Source organism: Croceicoccus pelagius (assembly GCF_001661915.1).
In the GTDB taxonomy this organism is placed as follows: Bacteria; Pseudomonadota; Alphaproteobacteria; order Sphingomonadales; family Sphingomonadaceae; genus Croceicoccus; species Croceicoccus pelagius.
In genome coordinates, this window is sequence record NZ_LYWY01000006.1 from 293,266 (window position 1) to 308,934 (window position 15,669).

Genomic DNA, 15,669 nt, shown 5'->3' on the forward strand with positions numbered 1-15,669 from the left:
CTTTGGCCATATGCGCCGCTCCCGTCGCCGGACAGCATGGTTGTCCCTTCCGCGACGCGGCCTGCCGCAAGGCAATGCCCGGGTAGCTCAGTTGGTAGAGCATGCGACTGAAAATCGCAGTGTCGGCGGTTCGACTCCGTCCCCGGGCACCACCTCTCCAAATCGGAAAAGTCGGCCCCTTCGCGATCTTCGTCATGCGGCAATTGCTGCGAACGCAAGGGCGGCTCATCCTTTTATATCAAATGCTAAACCGCTATGCGTGACGGCATGCGCTTACTTGCTACCGTCCTCGCCCTTGTTGCAGGCCTCTCGCTCTCCGCTTGCGGCAAGGACCCGGCTCCGCGCCCGCCGCTCGTGCTTGCGGCGGCCAGCACGCAAGAGGCCATGACCGAAGCGGCAGAGGCATGGGCGGCGCAGGGCCATCTCAAGCCGACACTATCCTTTGCGGGCAGCGGCGCGCTGGCCCGACAGATCGCGACGGGCGCGCCTGCGGACCTGTTCGTGTCGGCGGATTCGCGCTGGATGGACTGGGTCGAGGGCAACGTCTCGCTACGTCATGGGACGCGCGACATCGTGGCCACCAACACGCTCGTACTGATCGCACCCAAGGACAGCGACGCAGCCTTTCCCGAAGGCGGTGACTGGGCAAAAGCCCTCGACGGCGGCCGTCTCGCCATCGCCGATCCGGTGGCGGTGCCTGCAGGCCGTTACGGCAAGGCATCGCTGATCTCCATCGGCGCATGGGACGAAGTGAAAGACCATGTCGCGCAGACCGCCGACGTGCGCGCCGCACTGGCGCTGGTCAGCCGCGGCGATGCCCCGCTCGGCATCGTATATGGCAGCGACGCGATAGCCGATGAGGGCGTGAAGGTCGTGGGCCGCTTCCCCGATGAAAGCCATGCACCGATCACCTACCCCATTGCCATCCCCGACCGTTCGACGGCGACCGACGCGGAAGGTTTCCGCAAATTCCTGCTCTCACCCGAAGGACAGTCGATCTTCGAGAAATACGGATTCGGTCCGCCGCCGCTCTCTGGCGAGCCTCATGAAGCCGGCGACGCCGCTTCCGGGGACGAAGAGCCGGAGGCCTGATGCTGTCGCCTGCCGAATGGGCGATCGTCGGCCTTTCCTTGAAGGTCGCGGCCGCCGCGATCGTACTGACGCTTCCGATCGCGTTTGCGCTGGCCTGGCTGCTGGCGCGCAAGCGGTTCTACGGGCGGATGCTGCTCGACACGCTGGTCCACTTGCCACTGGTCCTGCCGCCGGTGGTGACGGGCTGGCTGCTGCTGCTGTTCTTCGGTGCGGGCGGATGGGGCGGACGCACTCTCCAGGCGCTGTTCGGCACGACGCTGATGTTCCGCTGGACCGGCGCGGCGCTGGCGGCGGGCATCATGGCCCTCCCGCTGATGGTGCGGGCAATCCGATTGTCGCTTGAGGCAATCGACACGCGGCTTGAAACCGCCGCCCGCACGTTGGGCGCGTCGCCCCTGCGCGCATTCGCCTCGATCACCCTGCCGCTCGCCCTTCCCGGCATCGCCGCGGCGGTCGTGCTGGGCTTTGCACGATCGCTGGGAGAATTCGGCGCGACGATCACGTTCGTGTCCAACGTGCCGGATGAGACGCGGACCCTGCCGCTGGCCATTTACACCGCGCTTCAAGTGCCGGGCGCAGAGGCCAGCGTGACGCGGCTTGCCATCGCCTCGGTCGTGCTCTCGCTCGCCGCCCTGCTCGTGTCCGAATGGCTTGTCCGCAAGGGAGGGCGCAGCTATGTCCTTTGACATCGACCTGTCGGTTCCGCGCGGACGGCGCACCATATCGGTCCGAATTGCGCCGGCGGCGGGCATTACCGCCCTGTTCGGCCCGTCCGGCATCGGCAAGACGACGGTTCTGGACGCGGTTGCGGGTCTGGTACGCCCGACATCGGGCCATGTCCGCATCGGCGAAGCCACCCTGTTCGACGCCGCTGCCGGGATCGCGCTGCCGCCTGAAAAGCGCGGCTGCGGTTACGTCTTTCAGGACGGCCGCCTGTTCCCGCACAAGTCGGTGCGCAACAACCTGCTCTATGGCTGGAACCTCGTGCCCGAAGACCGTCGTTTCATAAACCTTGGCGAGGCGACCGAGTTTCTCGGCATCGGCGCTCTGCTCGATCGGTCGGTCCGGCATCTTTCGGGCGGAGAAGCGCAGCGCGTCGCTATCGGGCGGGCCTTGCTGTCCGGACCGCGTGCACTCCTGATGGACGAGCCGCTATCTTCGCTCGACGCGGACCGGCGCGACGGCATTTTGCGCGTGATCGAACGGATCCGCGACGATCTGGCCCTGCCGATTCTCTACGTCAGCCACGACCGCGCCGAAGTCGACCGCCTCGCCTCGCAAGTTGTCGAGCTTTCCTAACCCCGCTTCAGCATGATCCAGCGCGCGGCCATCGCAGGCCGCTCGACGCCCTCGACCTCGATTTCGACATCCATCGCACAACGCGTGCCCAGCTTCACCCGTTCGCGCCCCGCCTCGCGGAAATGTGCGCGAATGCGGCTGCCGCTCGGCACCGGCGCGATAAAACGCAGGCTGTCGAAGCCATAGTTCAACAAGTTCGGTGTGTCGCCCAAAGGGTGCCCGCTATCGGACAGCAGCGGCGCCAAAAGCGAGATCAGCAGGAACCCGTGCGCGATCGTACCCGGCAGGCCCGATGCGCGGGCAGCGTCCTCGTCGACGTGGATCGGGTTCCAGTCCTCGGTCAGGTCGGCGAACTGTTCGACCAAATCTGCGCCGACTTCCATCCAGTCGGTCACCCAGACCTGTTCTTCCGCCTCGTCCATGCCTGCCCGGTCCATTCACCCTACGCCCCTTGCAACCCTGCCGCGCAGGTTAAGCGGGGCTAACCGCCGCGCACAAGCGGCATCGGCTTTGCTTTTGCACCTCGTTCGCTTATAGGGCGGGCAAGATGCCCCGGCAGTTTCCGGCAGACGCTTTTTCGAAACGCGGCCGGCAAGGCCGGGGCTTGGTTTTTGGCAAAGAAAGTCCAGCCCATGTCGCGTCGCCGCCAGATCTACGAAGGCAAGGCCAAGATCCTTTACGAGGGTCCCGAACCGGGCACCATCATCCAGTACTTCAAAGACGATGCCACCGCGTTCAACGCCCAGAAAAAGGGCACGATCAACGGCAAGGGCGTGATCAACAACCGCATAAGCGAGTTCGTGTTCACCCGCCTGTCGCACATCGGCATCCCGACGCACTTCATCCGCCGCCTCAACATGCGCGAACAACTCGTCCGCCAGGTCGAGATCATTCCGCTCGAAGTCGTGGTGCGCAACGTGGCGGCCGGTTCGATCTCCAAGCGGCTCGGCCTTGAAGAGGGCGAACCGCTGCCCCACACGCTGATCGAATATTACTATAAGGACGACGCGCTCGGCGATCCGCTGATCGCGGAAGAACACATCGCGTGCTTCGGCTGGGCCTCGAACGAGGAGATGCAGGACATGTCGTCGATGGCGATCCGCATCAACGACTTCCTGTGCGGCATGTTCGCCGGTGTCGGCATCCGGCTCGTCGACTTCAAGCTTGAATTCGGGCGCATCTGGGACGGCGACTATTCCCGAGTGATCCTTGCAGACGAGATCAGCCCCGACGGCTGCCGCCTGTGGGACATGGCCACGAACGAAAAGCTGGACAAGGACCGGTTCCGCCGCGACCTTGGCGGGGAAGAGGATGCCTATCAGGAAGTGGCGCGCCGCCTTGGCGTGTTGCAGGAAGATGGGCCGAGTGAAGTCGCGGACATCGCGGCGCACCGGAAGCTCAGAGGAAAGAAATAATCACGATACAGCGCGTTACGGGAGCCTGGGTCGCACTAGCAGCCCTTCTGCTGACATCCTGCACCACGGCGACGGGCGACGCTGACGTCGCCGTTGTGCAGCCGGCCGCCGCACCCGATGCGGCGATCCCGGCCAGCGCGCGACCATCGCAATCCGGCCTGCCGCCTTACGAGGCGATACTGGCCGCAAGCGACCTTCAACCCGATCCCGCACTGCGGATCGGGCGTCTGCCGAACGGCATGACTTACGTCATCCGCCACAACGAGACCCCCGCAGGCACTGCTGAAGTGCGGCTGCGCTTCGACACCGGCTCGCTGGACGAAAGCGCCGCCGAACAGGGCTATGCCCACTATGTCGAGCACATGGCGTTCAACGGATCGACCAACGTGCCCGAAGGCGAAATGGTCGCCCTGCTCGAACGCAAGGGACTGGCCTTCGGCGCGGACACCAATGCGTCGACCGGTTTCGATGCTACGATCTATAAACTCAGCCTGCCGACAAATACGCCCGACCTGCTCGACACGGCGTTGATGCTGATGCGCGAAACGGCGGGTGAGCTGCTGTTCGACGATGAGGCGGTGCAGCGCGAAAAGGGCATCATCCTGTCCGAACGGCGCGATCGCAGCACCTACCAGTTGCTCGATCTTGTCGACCGGTTCGCTTTCGAAGCCCCCGACGCGACATATCCCGACCGCCTGCCGATCGGCACGCTGGAAACGCTGAATGCCGCCAACGGCAAGGCTTTGCGCGCCTATTGGGAGCGCAATTACCGCCCCGAACTCGCCGTGCTGACCGTCGTGGGCGACTATCCGGTCGATGCGGTCGAGGCGCAGATCAAGGCGAAGTTCTCCGACTGGCAGGCCAAAAGCCCGTCGGTCCCGCAACGCGCATACGGCACGGTGGACCTGACCCGCGCACCGGCAGAGGACATCTATATCCACCCCGCCCTTCCCGAGCGCGTAACCGCGACGCGGCAGGGGCAACCGCAAGTAAGCGCGGATACGTCCGCCTCGCGCCGCAAGGACGTGCTGCGCTGGATCGGCTATGCCATCGTCAACCGACGCCTGAAGCGTCTGACGCGGCAGGACGATCCGCCTTTCAAGTCGGCCGGAATCGGCACCAGCGACATGTTCCGCATGGGTCGCATCTCGCGTCTCGTCGTCGATACGCCCGAAGGCCAGTGGAAGCGCGGGCTGGAAGCTGCAGTCGCCGAATACCGCCGCGCGCTTGCCGGCGGGTTCAGCGAGGCCGAAGTCGCCGAACAACTCGCCAAGCTGATGACTGCGCAGGAAGATGCCGCCGCCGGCGAAGCCACACGCACGAACGCCGCGCTGACGGGCGAGATCCTGAACCTGTTCGAAGAGGGCGAAATCCCGACCCTGCCCAGCGCCAGCCTCGAACGCTTGCGCGCGATGCAGGCCGAAATCACGCCCGACGCCGTGCTGGCGGCACTGAAGGCGGAAATGGTCCCGCTCGACGATGCCATGCTCCGCTATTCGGGCCGGACCGAGCCGGAAGGCGGCACCGCCGCCCTGCGCGCCGCATGGAACGAGGCGATGGATGCCCCGCTGGCCGACACCGCGCCGCCCCAAGTGACCGAGTTCGCCTATACCGATTTCGGCCCCGCCGGAACGGTGGTGAGCGACGAGCGCGACCCCGTCTACGACATCCGCCGCGTCACGTTTGCCAACAACGTGCACCTCAACATCAAGCAGACCGATCTTGCCGAGGACCAGGTGATCGTGCGCGTCTCGCTCGACGGGGGCGACCTGCTGAACACGCGGGAAAATCCGCTTGCCACGGAACTGGTGTCGAGCCTGCCTGCGGGCGGCCTTGGCGAACACAGCGCGGACGAGCTTGAGACGATCCTTGCCGGACGCAACGTGGGTGCAAGGCTGGGCGCATCGGGCGAAGTCTTCACGTCCACCCGCACGACCACGCCGCGCGATCTGGGCCTGCAATTGCAGCTGATTGCTGCCTATCTCACCGATCCGGGTTACCGGAGCGAAGCGATCTCAGCATATCGCCGCCAGTTGCCGGACAGGTTCGCCCGCATGGACGCAACGCCCAACGCGGCGCTTGCCACGCGGCAAATGGAAATCCTGTCGGACAAGGACCCGCGCTATACGATCCAGCCGATCGAGGCTTACGAAGCTCTCGACTTCGCGGACTTGCGCGAAGCCGTCGCCGACCGTCTTGCCAAAGGCGCGATCGAAATCGGGATCGTCGGCTCCATCGACGAGGACGAAGCGATAGCAATGGTGGCCAGGACCATCGGTGCCCTGCCCGCCCGCGAACCGGCCTTCCTGCCCCGCACCGATGCCCGCCAGCGCACTTTCACCGCCACGCGCGGCCCCGTCTTCGTGCGCCACGGTGGTCAGCAAGACCAGGCCGTCATCCGTTACTTCTTCCCGACGACGGACGACAGCGACGCAGCCCTGACTGCGCGGCTGGAACTGTTGCAAAGCGTGGTCGACATCGCGCTGACCGAGGAACTGCGCGAACGGCTGGGCCAGGCCTATTCCCCGGGCGTGGCATCGTCGATGAGCCAGACCTACCCCGGCTTCGGCATCTTCCTGCTTAACGTGGGCGTCGATCTATCGCAGGTCGCGCCCTCGGTCGAAGCGATCGAGGAAACGATGCGCAAGCTGCGGGATGAACCCATCCCCGCAGATCTCGTGCAGCGTGCGCGCCAGCCGATGCTGGACAAGTACGACAACGCGCTGAAATCCAATGCGGGCTGGCTAGGCCTCGTCGACCGGGCACAAAGCCGGGGCGACCGGCTTGCCCGCTTTGCGGCCTATCGCGGAAGGCTCGAATCGATCACGCCGGCAGAGCTTCAGCAGGCAGCGCGCAAGTGGCTCCCTGCGGGCGGCGCGGTCGAGATGATCGCCATTCCCGAGGGAGTGTCAGAGCCGGATCTGTGAAGCCATGAAGAACAAGTGAAAGTCTATCGCAATTATACTTGGCAATAGTACTTTTGCTTGTTCTCCCGATTCACATGATTGGGCTTACCGCGCCCACAAGTAAGCCCCTTGCTGCTACTTGTTCAGTCTTTGCGTCCATTTGGACTTTGCAGATATTAAGTGTTCGTTCATGACACGATAACGGTTCATCGTACGCAGAGAACGCTTCGCGGTAACCGTCCTTGCGGGCTGATGGCCTGAACCGACACAAGGCCGCCGGATCACCCAAACGGAGATACTTGGACGATGAAGAAATTCCTCGCTGTTGCGACGCTGGCCGGTGCCCTCACCGCTGCTCCCGCACTCGCTCAGGACGAAGCTGCAGCCGAAGCGCCCGCAGCCGAAGCACCCGCCGCTGCCCCCGCTGAAGAAGCTGCCGCTCCCGAAGCAACGCCCGTCACCGATGCCGACCTCGACAAGTTCGCGGCTGCTGCCATCAAGGTGAACGAAGTCGCTCAGGATGCGACGCTTTCGGCTGAAGAAAAGCAGGCCGCCATGGTCGCTGCCGTAAGCGGTTCGGGCCTCGACCCGCACATGTTCAACGACATCGCGACCAAGTCGCAGACCGACGAGACGATGAAGGCCCGCGTTGCCGAAGCTTTCGCCCGCCGCCCGGCCCCCGAGGCCCCGGCTGCTGCCGCGACCGCCGAAGCCGAAACCGAGACCGAAGAACAGGTCGGCGGCTGATCGCCTTACCGCGATAAGCACAAGATCGAGGCCCCGCCCGCAAGGACGGGGCCTTTTTCGTTGTCTCGGGGGGCGGCTTGCTTGCGGGCGCGGCACAATCACGGCATAGGCGCACCACGAATCCCAAGTCAGCCATTTCGAAAGGCCCTTCGATGAAGGTCAACGTCCACGTCAGCCTCAAGTCCGGTGTGCTCGATCCGCAGGGCCGCGCGATCCATCACGCGCTCGAGGGACTTGGCTTTTCCGGCGTCAACGACGTACGCGCAGGCCGCCTGATCGCTCTTGACGTCGCCGACGACACTAGTGACGAGGCACTGGACGAAATGTGCCGCAAGCTTCTCGCCAATATGGTGATCGAAAACTACCGCATCGAGAAGGTGGGCTGACCATGGCCTTTACCGCCGGCGTCATCACCTTTCCCGGCTCCAACTGCGACCGCGACATGGCGGTTGCGATCGAAGCGGTATCGGGCAAGCCCGCCACCCGTATCTGGCACGGCGATGCCGCGCTTCCCGATGGGCTCGATTTCATCGCGGTTCCGGGCGGGTTCTCCTATGGCGATTACCTGCGTTCGGGCGCAATGGCCGCGAACAGCCCGGTGATGCGCGCCGTTGCCGAGGCAGCGGAGCGCGGCGTGCCCGTGCTGGGCGTTTGCAACGGCTTTCAGATCCTTACCGAAACGGGCCTGCTGCCTGGCGCTCTCATGCGCAACGCCGGCATCCACTTCGTCTGCCGCGAAGTGCCGCTGATCGTCGGCAACGATACCTCGCTGTTCACCGCGAAGTATTCCAAGGGTCAGGAAATCGTCATCCCCGTCGCGCACCACGACGGCAACTACTACGCCGATGACGAAACGCTCGACCGGCTGGAAGGCGAAGGCCAGGTCGCGTTCCGCTATGCCGAAAATCCGAACGGCTCGGCCCGCGATATCGCAGGCGTGCTGAACGCGAAGGGCAACGTGCTGGGCATGATGCCCCACCCCGAACGCATGATCGAGGCCGCACAGGGCGGCGACGATGGCCGCGCCCTGTTCGAAGCCGTTTTCGAAGGACTCTCGGTCGCGTAAACCGGTCGCCGGTATGCTGGACCGGCTCAAGATCTGGGCAAAGGCGCTGAAACGCGATGTGGTCGCGCTATGGCTCGCCGCGCGAGATCCGCGCGTACCGCTGGGCGCGAAAGTTCTGGCCGGCGGGGTAGCCGCCTATGCGCTTTCGCCGATCGACCTGATCCCCGATTTCATTCCGGTGCTGGGCCTGCTGGACGACCTGCTGATCGTTCCTGCGGGCATCTGGCTGGCACTGCGCCTGATCCCTGCGCCGTTAATGGCGGATCTGCGCGCACGGGCAGAAGCTATGGCGAAACCGCGCTCCACCGCAGGGCTGATCGCGGTTATCGCTATCTGGATCGCGCTGGCGGCGGCGCTTTACCTCATCTTGATTTGACCGGCCGACGGTCTGGGCTATGGCCCTGACAATGCGCCTGTTCGCCCACCTGCCCTGGATTGCACCGCTGCTTGCAGTCGCGGTCGTGGCTCTCTCGCTCGCCGGCCTATCGCCCGTGGTGCTGACAGGGTTGGTTCTTTGCGGCACGGTCATGGCGGCAGTGCACCACGCAGAAATCATTGCACACCGTCTGGGTGAGCCGTTCGGCACCCTGATCCTTGCGCTGTCGGTGACTGTTCTCGAAGTCGGGCTGATCGTAACGCTGATGCTGGGTTCAGCGGAGGGCGCGGCAACGCTTGCGCGCGACACGGTCATTGCCGCGGTCATGATCATACTCAACCTACTTGTCGGGGTCTGCCTGCTGATTGGGGGCATCAAACATCACGAACAGTCATTTCAGCAGACCGGCGTCAGCGCCGCGCTGGCGACGCTCTCGGCACTGACCGTCCTCAGCCTGGTGCTGCCGAACTATACGGTCAGCGAGCCGGGGCCGGTCTATGCGACGCCGCAATTGCTGTTCGTCGCCGTCGTCTCGCTCCTCCTCTACGGGACTTTCGTGATGGTGCAGACCGTGCGCCACCGCGACTATTTCCTGCGCCCCGAAGGAGCAGATGCCTCTACCGACGATCACGCCGAACAACACGTCTCGCAACGCGACGCGCTGATTTCCCTGGCACTGCTGGTGGTCAGTCTTGGCGCAGTCGTGCTTCTGGCTAAGGCGCTGTCCGGTCCGCTTGACAGCGCGGTTGCCGCCGCCGGGCTGCCCAAGGCGCTTGTCGGCGTCGTCATCGCCGCGCTGGTTCTTGCACCCGAAGGCATTGCCGCCACGCGGGCTGCACTTGCAAACCGCTTGCAGACGAGTCTCAACCTCGCGCTCGGCTCGGCGCTGGCGACCATCGGCCTCACCATCCCTGCCGTTGCCGTCGTGTCGATCATGATCGACCTGCCGATCGCGCTCGGGCTGACGGGCAAGGGTACGGTCCTCTTGCTGCTCACGTTGCTGGTGACGACGCAGACGCTGGCGACGGGGCGCACCACTGTCCTGCAGGGCGTGGTCCATCTGGTGATCTTCGGCGTTTACCTGTTCACGACAGTCGTGCCCTGAAAGCGAAACAGGTTTATCAGCCTATATCGATGACCGCGGCCGTCACGGTCATCATCGCGCAGGTCTTTCCGTCAGGCGATTGCAGACTAGCCTCCAGAACGGCGGTGGTCCGGCCCAGCTTGATGATACTTGCCTCGCCGAACACGGTCCCCACCGGCGTCGGGGACAGGAAGTTCACGGTAAAGCAGAGCGAGGGCACCGCCTTCGTCAAGGGCAGCGAAAGTTTTGCCGCCATCCCCGCCGCCTCGTCGAGCATGGCCGTGACGTAGCCACCGTGCAGGTTGCCAAGGATGTTGGTAAACTCGGGCAAGGCCTCGAACGAGAGGGTGACTTTGCGCTCATCCGCGTCGTAGGCGATCAGTTTCGCGCCCAGCGTTCGGCCGCCGGGCGATAGAACCTTGTCGAAGAGCTCGGAAATCGGATCAGTGTCAGTCTGCATGGCGTGACGGTAGCGGGGCGCCCGTTTTCACCGAACTGACCCTATGGGCAGGGTTTTGCTGTCCTACACGGGCAGGTGCCGCCATCCTGCACATCGCTATTTCAAATCGTCGGTCTCCGCCCCCGCGCAATCTGTCACCCTGACGCATCAGGATGAAAGGCGCAGAAATACTGGTGTCTTGGCGTGTTGGACTTGGGTGACAGAGTGTCACTTTTGTCACCCAGAAAAGGCGATCGAAACTTTATCGACCGCGATAAGGCTCGCATGCGATGCCATCACCATCTCCGTCCATGCCTTCCCGATATCCCGGTTCGCCAATATAGATCGGTGCAGTACCAGCGGCTTTCGCCGCATTACATCCCGACCAATAATCGCCGGCTTGCGGTTCCCGTGCTCGTACAAATCCGCCGCTGACACCGACTGCACGGGCGCGACTGGCAATCGTGCCTTCCGCCGTCGGATCGAAAATATAGGTACCCGCGCCGATCAGCAGACCTGCACCAGCCGCCAAACCGATAATGTTGGGCAACTGCCAGCCAGAATTCCGCGATCTTCGCGCCCGGTATGGATGATACCTGACCTTACGCAATCTTGCGGTCCGCGTCCCGTGCCAGCAGCGCCGCCGCCTCGATCGCGCCCATGGGTCGGCCGAACAGGAAGCCCTGGATCTTGGTGCAGCCGAGCTGGCGGATGCGGTCGAGTTCGCGTTCGCTTTCGACGCCTTCTGCCGTGGTCGTCATGTCGAGTGCGTCGGCCATGGCAACGACGGCCCGGATGATGGCCAGCGATTCCGGGCTGTCCTTGGCCGCGCCCTGCACGAACGAGCGATCGATCTTGATCGTGGTGAAGCGGTTGTTGCGCAGATATCCCAGCGACGAATAGCCGGTGCCGAAGTCGTCGAGCGCAATGCCGCAGCCCAGCGACTGGATCTGCTGCAGCGTGTTCTGTGCCGCACCGCCATCGCGCAGGAAGATCGATTCGGTGACTTCCAGCTCCAGCCGCTCTGCCGCGAGGCCGCTGCTGGCAAGCGCCGAGACGACGGTGCTGGCAAAGCTGGCGTCCAGCATCTGCTCTGCCGACACGTTCACCGCAATGCGAATGTTCGAGGGCCAGCGCGCCGCCTCTTCACAGGCGCGGCGCAGGGCCCATTCACCGATCGGAACGATCAGGCGCGTGTCTTCGGCGATCGGGATGAACTTGGCGGGGCTGATGGGCCCAAATTCCGCCGAATTCCACCGCAACAACGCCTCGAAGCTCATCACCTGTTCGGTCTCGGCATGGACGACGGGCTGGAAGGCCAGCGTCAGTTCGTCCCGCTCAAGCGCATGGCGAAGCGCGAATTCGAGCTTGCGGCGTTCTTCCGCGTGGGCGTGCATCTGCGGTTCGTAAGCGAAGTGGCTGCCGCCCCCCTCGTCCTTCGAACGATAGAGCGCCAAGTCGGCATTGCGCATCAGCGTTTCGACCGTGCGGGCATCGCGCGGACCGATGGCCGAACCGACAGACGCGCCGACGTAAAGCGTGTGGTGGTCGACGTCGTAGGGCTTCGACAGCACGTCGATGATGGCATGGGCCATGCGGTCGACGGCGTTGCGATCGTTTACGTCGGCCATGACGACGGCAAACTCGTCACCACCCAGGCGTCCGCACGTATCGTGCTGTCCCATCAGGACGCGCAGGCGGCGCGAAACCTGGGCCAGCAGTTCGTCGCCGATCTGGTGTCCCAGCGTATCGTTCACGGCCTTGAAGCGGTCGAGGTCGATCATCAGGAAGGCGCAGCGCGTGCGCCACTGTTCCGCCCGCTGCAGCGCGGTACCCAGCGCCTCTGTCAGCATCATGCGGTTCGGCAGGCCGGTCAGCTGGTCGTAGCGGGCCAGCTGCGCGATCTTCTCGGCGCTCTCGCGCTGTTCTGTGACGTCAGAGCCGACGCCGCGGAAGCCGGAGAACTGGCCGTGTTCGTCATGCTTGGGCGTCCCGGACAGTTCCCACCAACGGCTGCGACCGCCGACGTTCACGCGGACCATGAGGTTGGAAAAACTCTCCCGTCGCTTCAGACGCTCCGCCAGGTCGCGCAGCGACGACGGCAGCGAACCGCTTTCCCATCCGTCGCCCGCAATCAGGCGGAGCAGCGGCTGACCGTCGGCCTCATGCGGGCCCATCTGCAAGGCATGCGCGAACCGCGGGGAGACACCGCGAACTCGGCGGGAACTGTCGACGCTCCACAGCCAATCGGCGCTGTTTTCTTCGAACTCGTGAAGCAGGAGCGAAACGGTTTCGGCCTTTTCGGCAAGGCTCGCCTCGGTAAGGCGCAGGCGCAGGTAAAGGCGTGACAGAGCGAGCGCACCGCCCGCGATCGTGCCCGAAAAGGCAAGCTGCGCGATCACGGCGACCCAGTCGCCACGGATCGCGGGGCCGATGGCCCCGCCGATACCGAATGTGCCGATGAAGACCATCGCCGCCGTCGGCACGACCGAGAGCGAAAGGACGAAGACACCGATCAGCATGACCATCACCGCGTACTGCGCCGCGTTGCCGGTGCTGAGCACTTCGGGGAAGATCAGCATCGGCGCGACCCACAGCCCACCGGCAAGGCCGACGGTGGCAAGGTGGGTGCGAAGTTCGTCAGAGCCGAGCTGGCGTCGTTCGGCGTCGGTAAAAGTCCGCTCGATCCGCATCATGGCCAGCGCCATCATCACGACGAGAGCGAACCAGCCGCCGACGATCATTCCGCCCGCAGCCGCCTTCCAGACGACCATGGCAGGAAGCGCAGCGGCGATGAAGATCGCAAAGCGCAGCCAGGCACCGCGTGCCAAGGCGCCATATTGCAGGCCTACAAGGCGTGAGGGTATTTCCTCGCCGCGGCGAAGCTTGCCCATGACGCGTTTCGCCATGCCATCGCGCGACTCGGGCACGAAAGCGTCTTCGCTCGCTGATGTGGGCGCCGAATTGCCGCCCTTGCGCTTGAATACAGACCCCAACATGACATCAGGGGTACCGAAACAGGGTTGATAACAGGTAAACGCCGCGTCCGTGCCGGACAGCTTTCAGCGGCCCGAAACGGTAGCGCTCACTTAACTATGAAAGTGCCCGTTCAACGGTCGAAAACGACGGTCCGATCGCCATTGAGGAACACGCGATCTTCGAGGTGCGCGCGCACCGCGCGGGCCAGGACGCGGCGTTCGACGTCACGGCCGCGGGCGACCAGAGCTTCGGGCGTATCGGCATGGGACACCGCTTCCACGTCCTGGGCGATGATCGGCCCTTCGTCGAGGTCGGCAGTCACGTAATGACTGGTTGCGCCGATCATCTTCACGCCCCGCGCGTGAGCCTGGTGATAGGGCTTCGCGCCCTTGAAACCGGGGAGAAACGAATGGTGGATGTTGATGCACCTGCCCGACAGAAACGCAGCCATGTCGTCCGACAGGATCTGCATGTAGCGGGCCAGCACGACCAGCTCTGCACCGGTTTCGTTGATGACCTTCTGGACCTGCGCTTCCTGTTCGGCCTTGGTGTCCTTCGTGATCGGCAGGTGATGGAACGGCGTATCGCCCAACAGCGTCACCGCCAACGCTTCCTGCGGGTGGTTCGAGATCACCGCGACGACATCCATCGCCAGTTCGCCGATACGGTTGCGATAGATGAGGTCGCCAAGGCAATGGTCGAACTTGGAGACCATGAGCACGACCTTCTTCCGCTCGTCGCGGTCGCGCAGGCTCCAGTCCATGCCCGCTTCCCTGGCCAGCGGCGCGAAGCCGGTGCGGTAGGCGTCGAGCGTTACGTCAGCCGGATCGAACTCGACCCGCATGAAGAAACGCTCGGTATCGGGGTCGTTGTACTGCTGCGCGTCGGTAATGTTGCCGCCCTGCCCGGCAAGAAAACCGGCCACTCCGGCGACGAGACCGGGACGGTCCTGGCAAGACAGGCTGAGGACGAAACGTTTCGCCAAGGGTCGCATCTCCATCGGGCGCGAAAGCCGCGCGCCGTGGCGCTTTAGGCAGGAACGCCGCCGTCCTCAACCGGCCATTGGGCGTCGCGGGTCAGAAGCGTTCCAGCGCGATGGCCGTCGCCTCGCCGCCGCCGATGCAGATGCTGGCCACGCCGCGCTTCAGGTTGCGGTTCTCAAGCGCGCCCAGAAGCGTCGTCATGATGCGCGCGCCGGATGCACCGATCGGGTGGCCCAGCGCACAGGCGCCGCCGTTGACGTTGAGGCGGTCCCGCTCGATACCCAGATCGCGCTCGGCGATGAGGGCGACGACGGCGAATGCCTCGTTCACTTCGAAAAGGTCGACATCGTCCATGCCCCAGCCGATCTTTTCGAACAGCTTCCGGGTCGCAAAGACGGGCGCGGTCGTGAAGCGCGCCGGTTCGTGCGCGTGACTGGAATGGCCGACGACGCGGGCAACGGGATTCAGCCCCATCCTTTCGGCGGTGGATGCGCGACACATGACGAGTGCGGCGGCACCATCCGAGATCGAGGAGCTGTTCGCCGCCGTCACCGTGCCGTCCTTGGCAAAGGCGGGACGCAACGAGGGGATCTTGTCGACATTGGCCTTGGCGGGCTGTTCGTCGGTGTCGATCGTGACGTCGGCCTTGCGCGTCTTGACCATAACGGGCGTAATCTCGCGGTCGAAGGCGCCGGTCTCGCCCGCCTCGCGCGCAAGGGTCAGCGAACGGATCGCGTATTCGTCCTGCGTTTCGCGGGTGAACTGGTATTCCTGCGCTGCGTCCTCGGCAAAGGCACCCATCAGGCGGCCGGGATTGTAGGCGTCTTCCAGACCGTCGAGGAACATCGAATCCTTCACGACATCGTGGCCCAGCCGCGCGCCGCCGCGATGCTTTGGCAGCAGGTAGGGTGCGTTGGTCATGCTCTCCATCCCGCCCGCGACGACGATATCGGACGATCCGGCCAATAGCGCATCATGCGCCATGATCGCGGCCTGCATGCCAGACCCGCACATCTTGTTGATGGTCGTCGCCGTAACGTGTTCGCCAAGACCTGCAAAGATCGCGGCCTGGCGGCCAGGGGCCTGCCCCTGCCCCGCCGGAAGGACGCAGCCCATGACGATCTGGTCGACGTCCGCCCCCTTGATCCCTGCACGCTGGACCGCGGCGCGAACCGCTTCGGCACCCAGCGTCGGCGCGGTGACTTCCGAAAAGACGCCCTGCATTCCGCCCATAGGTGTGCGGGCGTAGCTGGCGATGACGATCGGATCGGTGGTCATGTCAC

The 15,669-nt window shown here is 64.4% G+C and carries 16 protein-coding genes and 1 tRNA gene; 11 read left to right on the forward strand and 6 right to left on the reverse strand.

Annotated features, from left to right (window positions below):
• The first annotated feature begins 76 nt into the window (after positions 1-76).
• From A9D15_RS01760 to A9D15_RS01775, 4 genes are all read left to right on the forward strand, one after another.
• Positions 77-152, forward strand: a tRNA-Phe gene (locus tag A9D15_RS01760).
• A gap of 115 nt (positions 153-267) precedes the next feature.
• Positions 268-1,092: a molybdate ABC transporter substrate-binding protein gene (gene modA, locus A9D15_RS01765; RefSeq protein WP_082924194.1), complete on the forward strand. Its 825-nt coding sequence runs from the start codon at positions 268-270 to the stop codon at positions 1,090-1,092.
• Complete coding sequence (gene modB / locus A9D15_RS01770) at positions 1,092-1,778, forward strand: molybdate ABC transporter permease subunit (RefSeq protein ID WP_066761165.1); 687 nt, start codon at positions 1,092-1,094, stop codon at positions 1,776-1,778. The genes modA and modB overlap by 1 nt, the downstream gene beginning before the upstream one ends.
• Positions 1,768-2,391, forward strand: a complete 624-nt coding sequence (locus tag A9D15_RS01775; RefSeq protein ID WP_066761166.1) for an ATP-binding cassette domain-containing protein — start codon at positions 1,768-1,770, stop codon at positions 2,389-2,391. Before modB ends, A9D15_RS01775 begins: the two co-directional genes overlap by 11 nt.
• On the opposite strand, the gene A9D15_RS01780 is transcribed toward A9D15_RS01775, so the two are convergent.
• The gene (locus A9D15_RS01780; RefSeq protein ID WP_082924180.1) at positions 2,388-2,828 is read right to left on the reverse strand and encodes a MaoC/PaaZ C-terminal domain-containing protein; all 441 of its coding nucleotides are present in this window, start codon (positions 2,826-2,828) and stop codon (positions 2,388-2,390) included. The two genes, A9D15_RS01775 and A9D15_RS01780, sit on opposite strands and share 4 nt — an antisense overlap.
• A gap of 195 nt (positions 2,829-3,023) precedes the next feature.
• Between A9D15_RS01780 and purC the strand changes: the two genes are divergently transcribed.
• The 7 genes from purC to A9D15_RS01815 all read left to right on the forward strand — a co-directional run bounded on the left by purC (position 3,024) and on the right by A9D15_RS01815 (position 10,006).
• Positions 3,024-3,806, forward strand: coding sequence for a phosphoribosylaminoimidazolesuccinocarboxamide synthase (gene purC, locus A9D15_RS01785; protein WP_066761167.1), 783 nt, complete (start codon positions 3,024-3,026; stop codon positions 3,804-3,806).
• Positions 3,807-3,901: 95 nt separating this feature from the next.
• Entirely contained in the window at positions 3,902-6,733 is a 2,832-nt protein-coding gene (locus A9D15_RS01790; RefSeq protein WP_082924181.1) for a M16 family metallopeptidase, read from the forward strand.
• Between the two features lie 285 nt (positions 6,734-7,018).
• Positions 7,019-7,459, forward strand: a complete 441-nt coding sequence (locus A9D15_RS01795; RefSeq protein ID WP_066761171.1) for a DUF4168 domain-containing protein — start codon at positions 7,019-7,021, stop codon at positions 7,457-7,459.
• A 152-nt stretch (positions 7,460-7,611) separates the two neighbouring features.
• The gene (gene purS / locus A9D15_RS01800; protein WP_066761173.1) at positions 7,612-7,845 is read left to right on the forward strand and encodes a phosphoribosylformylglycinamidine synthase subunit PurS; all 234 of its coding nucleotides are present in this window, start codon (positions 7,612-7,614) and stop codon (positions 7,843-7,845) included.
• A gap of 2 nt (positions 7,846-7,847) precedes the next feature.
• The gene (gene purQ, locus A9D15_RS01805; protein ID WP_066761177.1) at positions 7,848-8,525 is read left to right on the forward strand and encodes a phosphoribosylformylglycinamidine synthase subunit PurQ; all 678 of its coding nucleotides are present in this window, start codon (positions 7,848-7,850) and stop codon (positions 8,523-8,525) included.
• Positions 8,526-8,538: 13 nt separating this feature from the next.
• Positions 8,539-8,901, forward strand: a complete 363-nt coding sequence (locus A9D15_RS01810; RefSeq protein ID WP_066761178.1) for a YkvA family protein — start codon at positions 8,539-8,541, stop codon at positions 8,899-8,901.
• Between the two features lie 19 nt (positions 8,902-8,920).
• Positions 8,921-10,006: a calcium:cation antiporter gene (locus tag A9D15_RS01815; RefSeq protein WP_216634367.1), complete on the forward strand. Its 1,086-nt coding sequence runs from the start codon at positions 8,921-8,923 to the stop codon at positions 10,004-10,006.
• Between the two features lie 16 nt (positions 10,007-10,022).
• Here the strand turns inward: A9D15_RS01815 and A9D15_RS01820 are convergent, their stop codons facing one another.
• From A9D15_RS01820 to A9D15_RS01840, 5 genes are all read right to left on the reverse strand, one after another.
• Entirely contained in the window at positions 10,023-10,445 is a 423-nt protein-coding gene (locus tag A9D15_RS01820) for a PaaI family thioesterase (RefSeq protein ID WP_066761179.1), read from the reverse strand.
• A 241-nt stretch (positions 10,446-10,686) separates the two neighbouring features.
• Positions 10,687-10,974: an excalibur calcium-binding domain-containing protein gene (locus tag A9D15_RS16030; protein WP_229660355.1), complete on the reverse strand. Its 288-nt coding sequence runs from the start codon at positions 10,972-10,974 to the stop codon at positions 10,687-10,689.
• Between the two features lie 52 nt (positions 10,975-11,026).
• Positions 11,027-13,333: a putative bifunctional diguanylate cyclase/phosphodiesterase gene (locus A9D15_RS01830; RefSeq protein ID WP_244881964.1), complete on the reverse strand. Its 2,307-nt coding sequence runs from the start codon at positions 13,331-13,333 to the stop codon at positions 11,027-11,029.
• 200 nt (positions 13,334-13,533) lie between these two features.
• Complete coding sequence (purU, locus tag A9D15_RS01835; protein WP_066761286.1) at positions 13,534-14,388, reverse strand: formyltetrahydrofolate deformylase; 855 nt, start codon at positions 14,386-14,388, stop codon at positions 13,534-13,536.
• 91 nt (positions 14,389-14,479) lie between these two features.
• Positions 14,480-15,664 carry an acetyl-CoA C-acyltransferase gene (locus A9D15_RS01840; protein WP_066761183.1) on the reverse strand — a complete coding sequence of 395 codons (1,185 nt, stop codon included), beginning with the start codon at positions 15,662-15,664 and terminating at the stop codon, positions 14,480-14,482.
• Positions 15,665-15,669 lie beyond the last annotated feature (5 nt).

Coding starts and splice junctions, on each gene's coding strand:
- modA (WP_082924194.1), top strand. CDS start 268: ATGCGCTTACTTGCTACCGTCCTCGCCCTTGTTGCAGGCCTCTCGCTC.
- modB (WP_066761165.1), top strand. CDS start 1,092: ATGCTGTCGCCTGCCGAATGGGCGATCGTCGGCCTTTCCTTGAAGGTC.
- A9D15_RS01775 (WP_066761166.1), top strand. CDS start 1,768: ATGTCCTTTGACATCGACCTGTCGGTTCCGCGCGGACGGCGCACCATA.
- A9D15_RS01780 (WP_082924180.1), bottom strand. CDS start 2,828: ATGGACCGGGCAGGCATGGACGAGGCGGAAGAACAGGTCTGGGTGACC.
- purC (WP_066761167.1), top strand. CDS start 3,024: ATGTCGCGTCGCCGCCAGATCTACGAAGGCAAGGCCAAGATCCTTTAC.
- A9D15_RS01795 (WP_066761171.1), top strand. CDS start 7,019: ATGAAGAAATTCCTCGCTGTTGCGACGCTGGCCGGTGCCCTCACCGCT.
- purS (WP_066761173.1), top strand. CDS start 7,612: ATGAAGGTCAACGTCCACGTCAGCCTCAAGTCCGGTGTGCTCGATCCG.
- purQ (WP_066761177.1), top strand. CDS start 7,848: ATGGCCTTTACCGCCGGCGTCATCACCTTTCCCGGCTCCAACTGCGAC.
- A9D15_RS01810 (WP_066761178.1), top strand. CDS start 8,539: ATGCTGGACCGGCTCAAGATCTGGGCAAAGGCGCTGAAACGCGATGTG.
- A9D15_RS01815 (WP_216634367.1), top strand. CDS start 8,921: ATGGCCCTGACAATGCGCCTGTTCGCCCACCTGCCCTGGATTGCACCG.
- A9D15_RS01820 (WP_066761179.1), bottom strand. CDS start 10,445: ATGCAGACTGACACTGATCCGATTTCCGAGCTCTTCGACAAGGTTCTA.
- A9D15_RS01830 (WP_244881964.1), bottom strand. CDS start 13,333: ATGGCGAAACGCGTCATGGGCAAGCTTCGCCGCGGCGAGGAAATACCC.
- A9D15_RS01840 (WP_066761183.1), bottom strand. CDS start 15,664: ATGACCACCGATCCGATCGTCATCGCCAGCTACGCCCGCACACCTATG.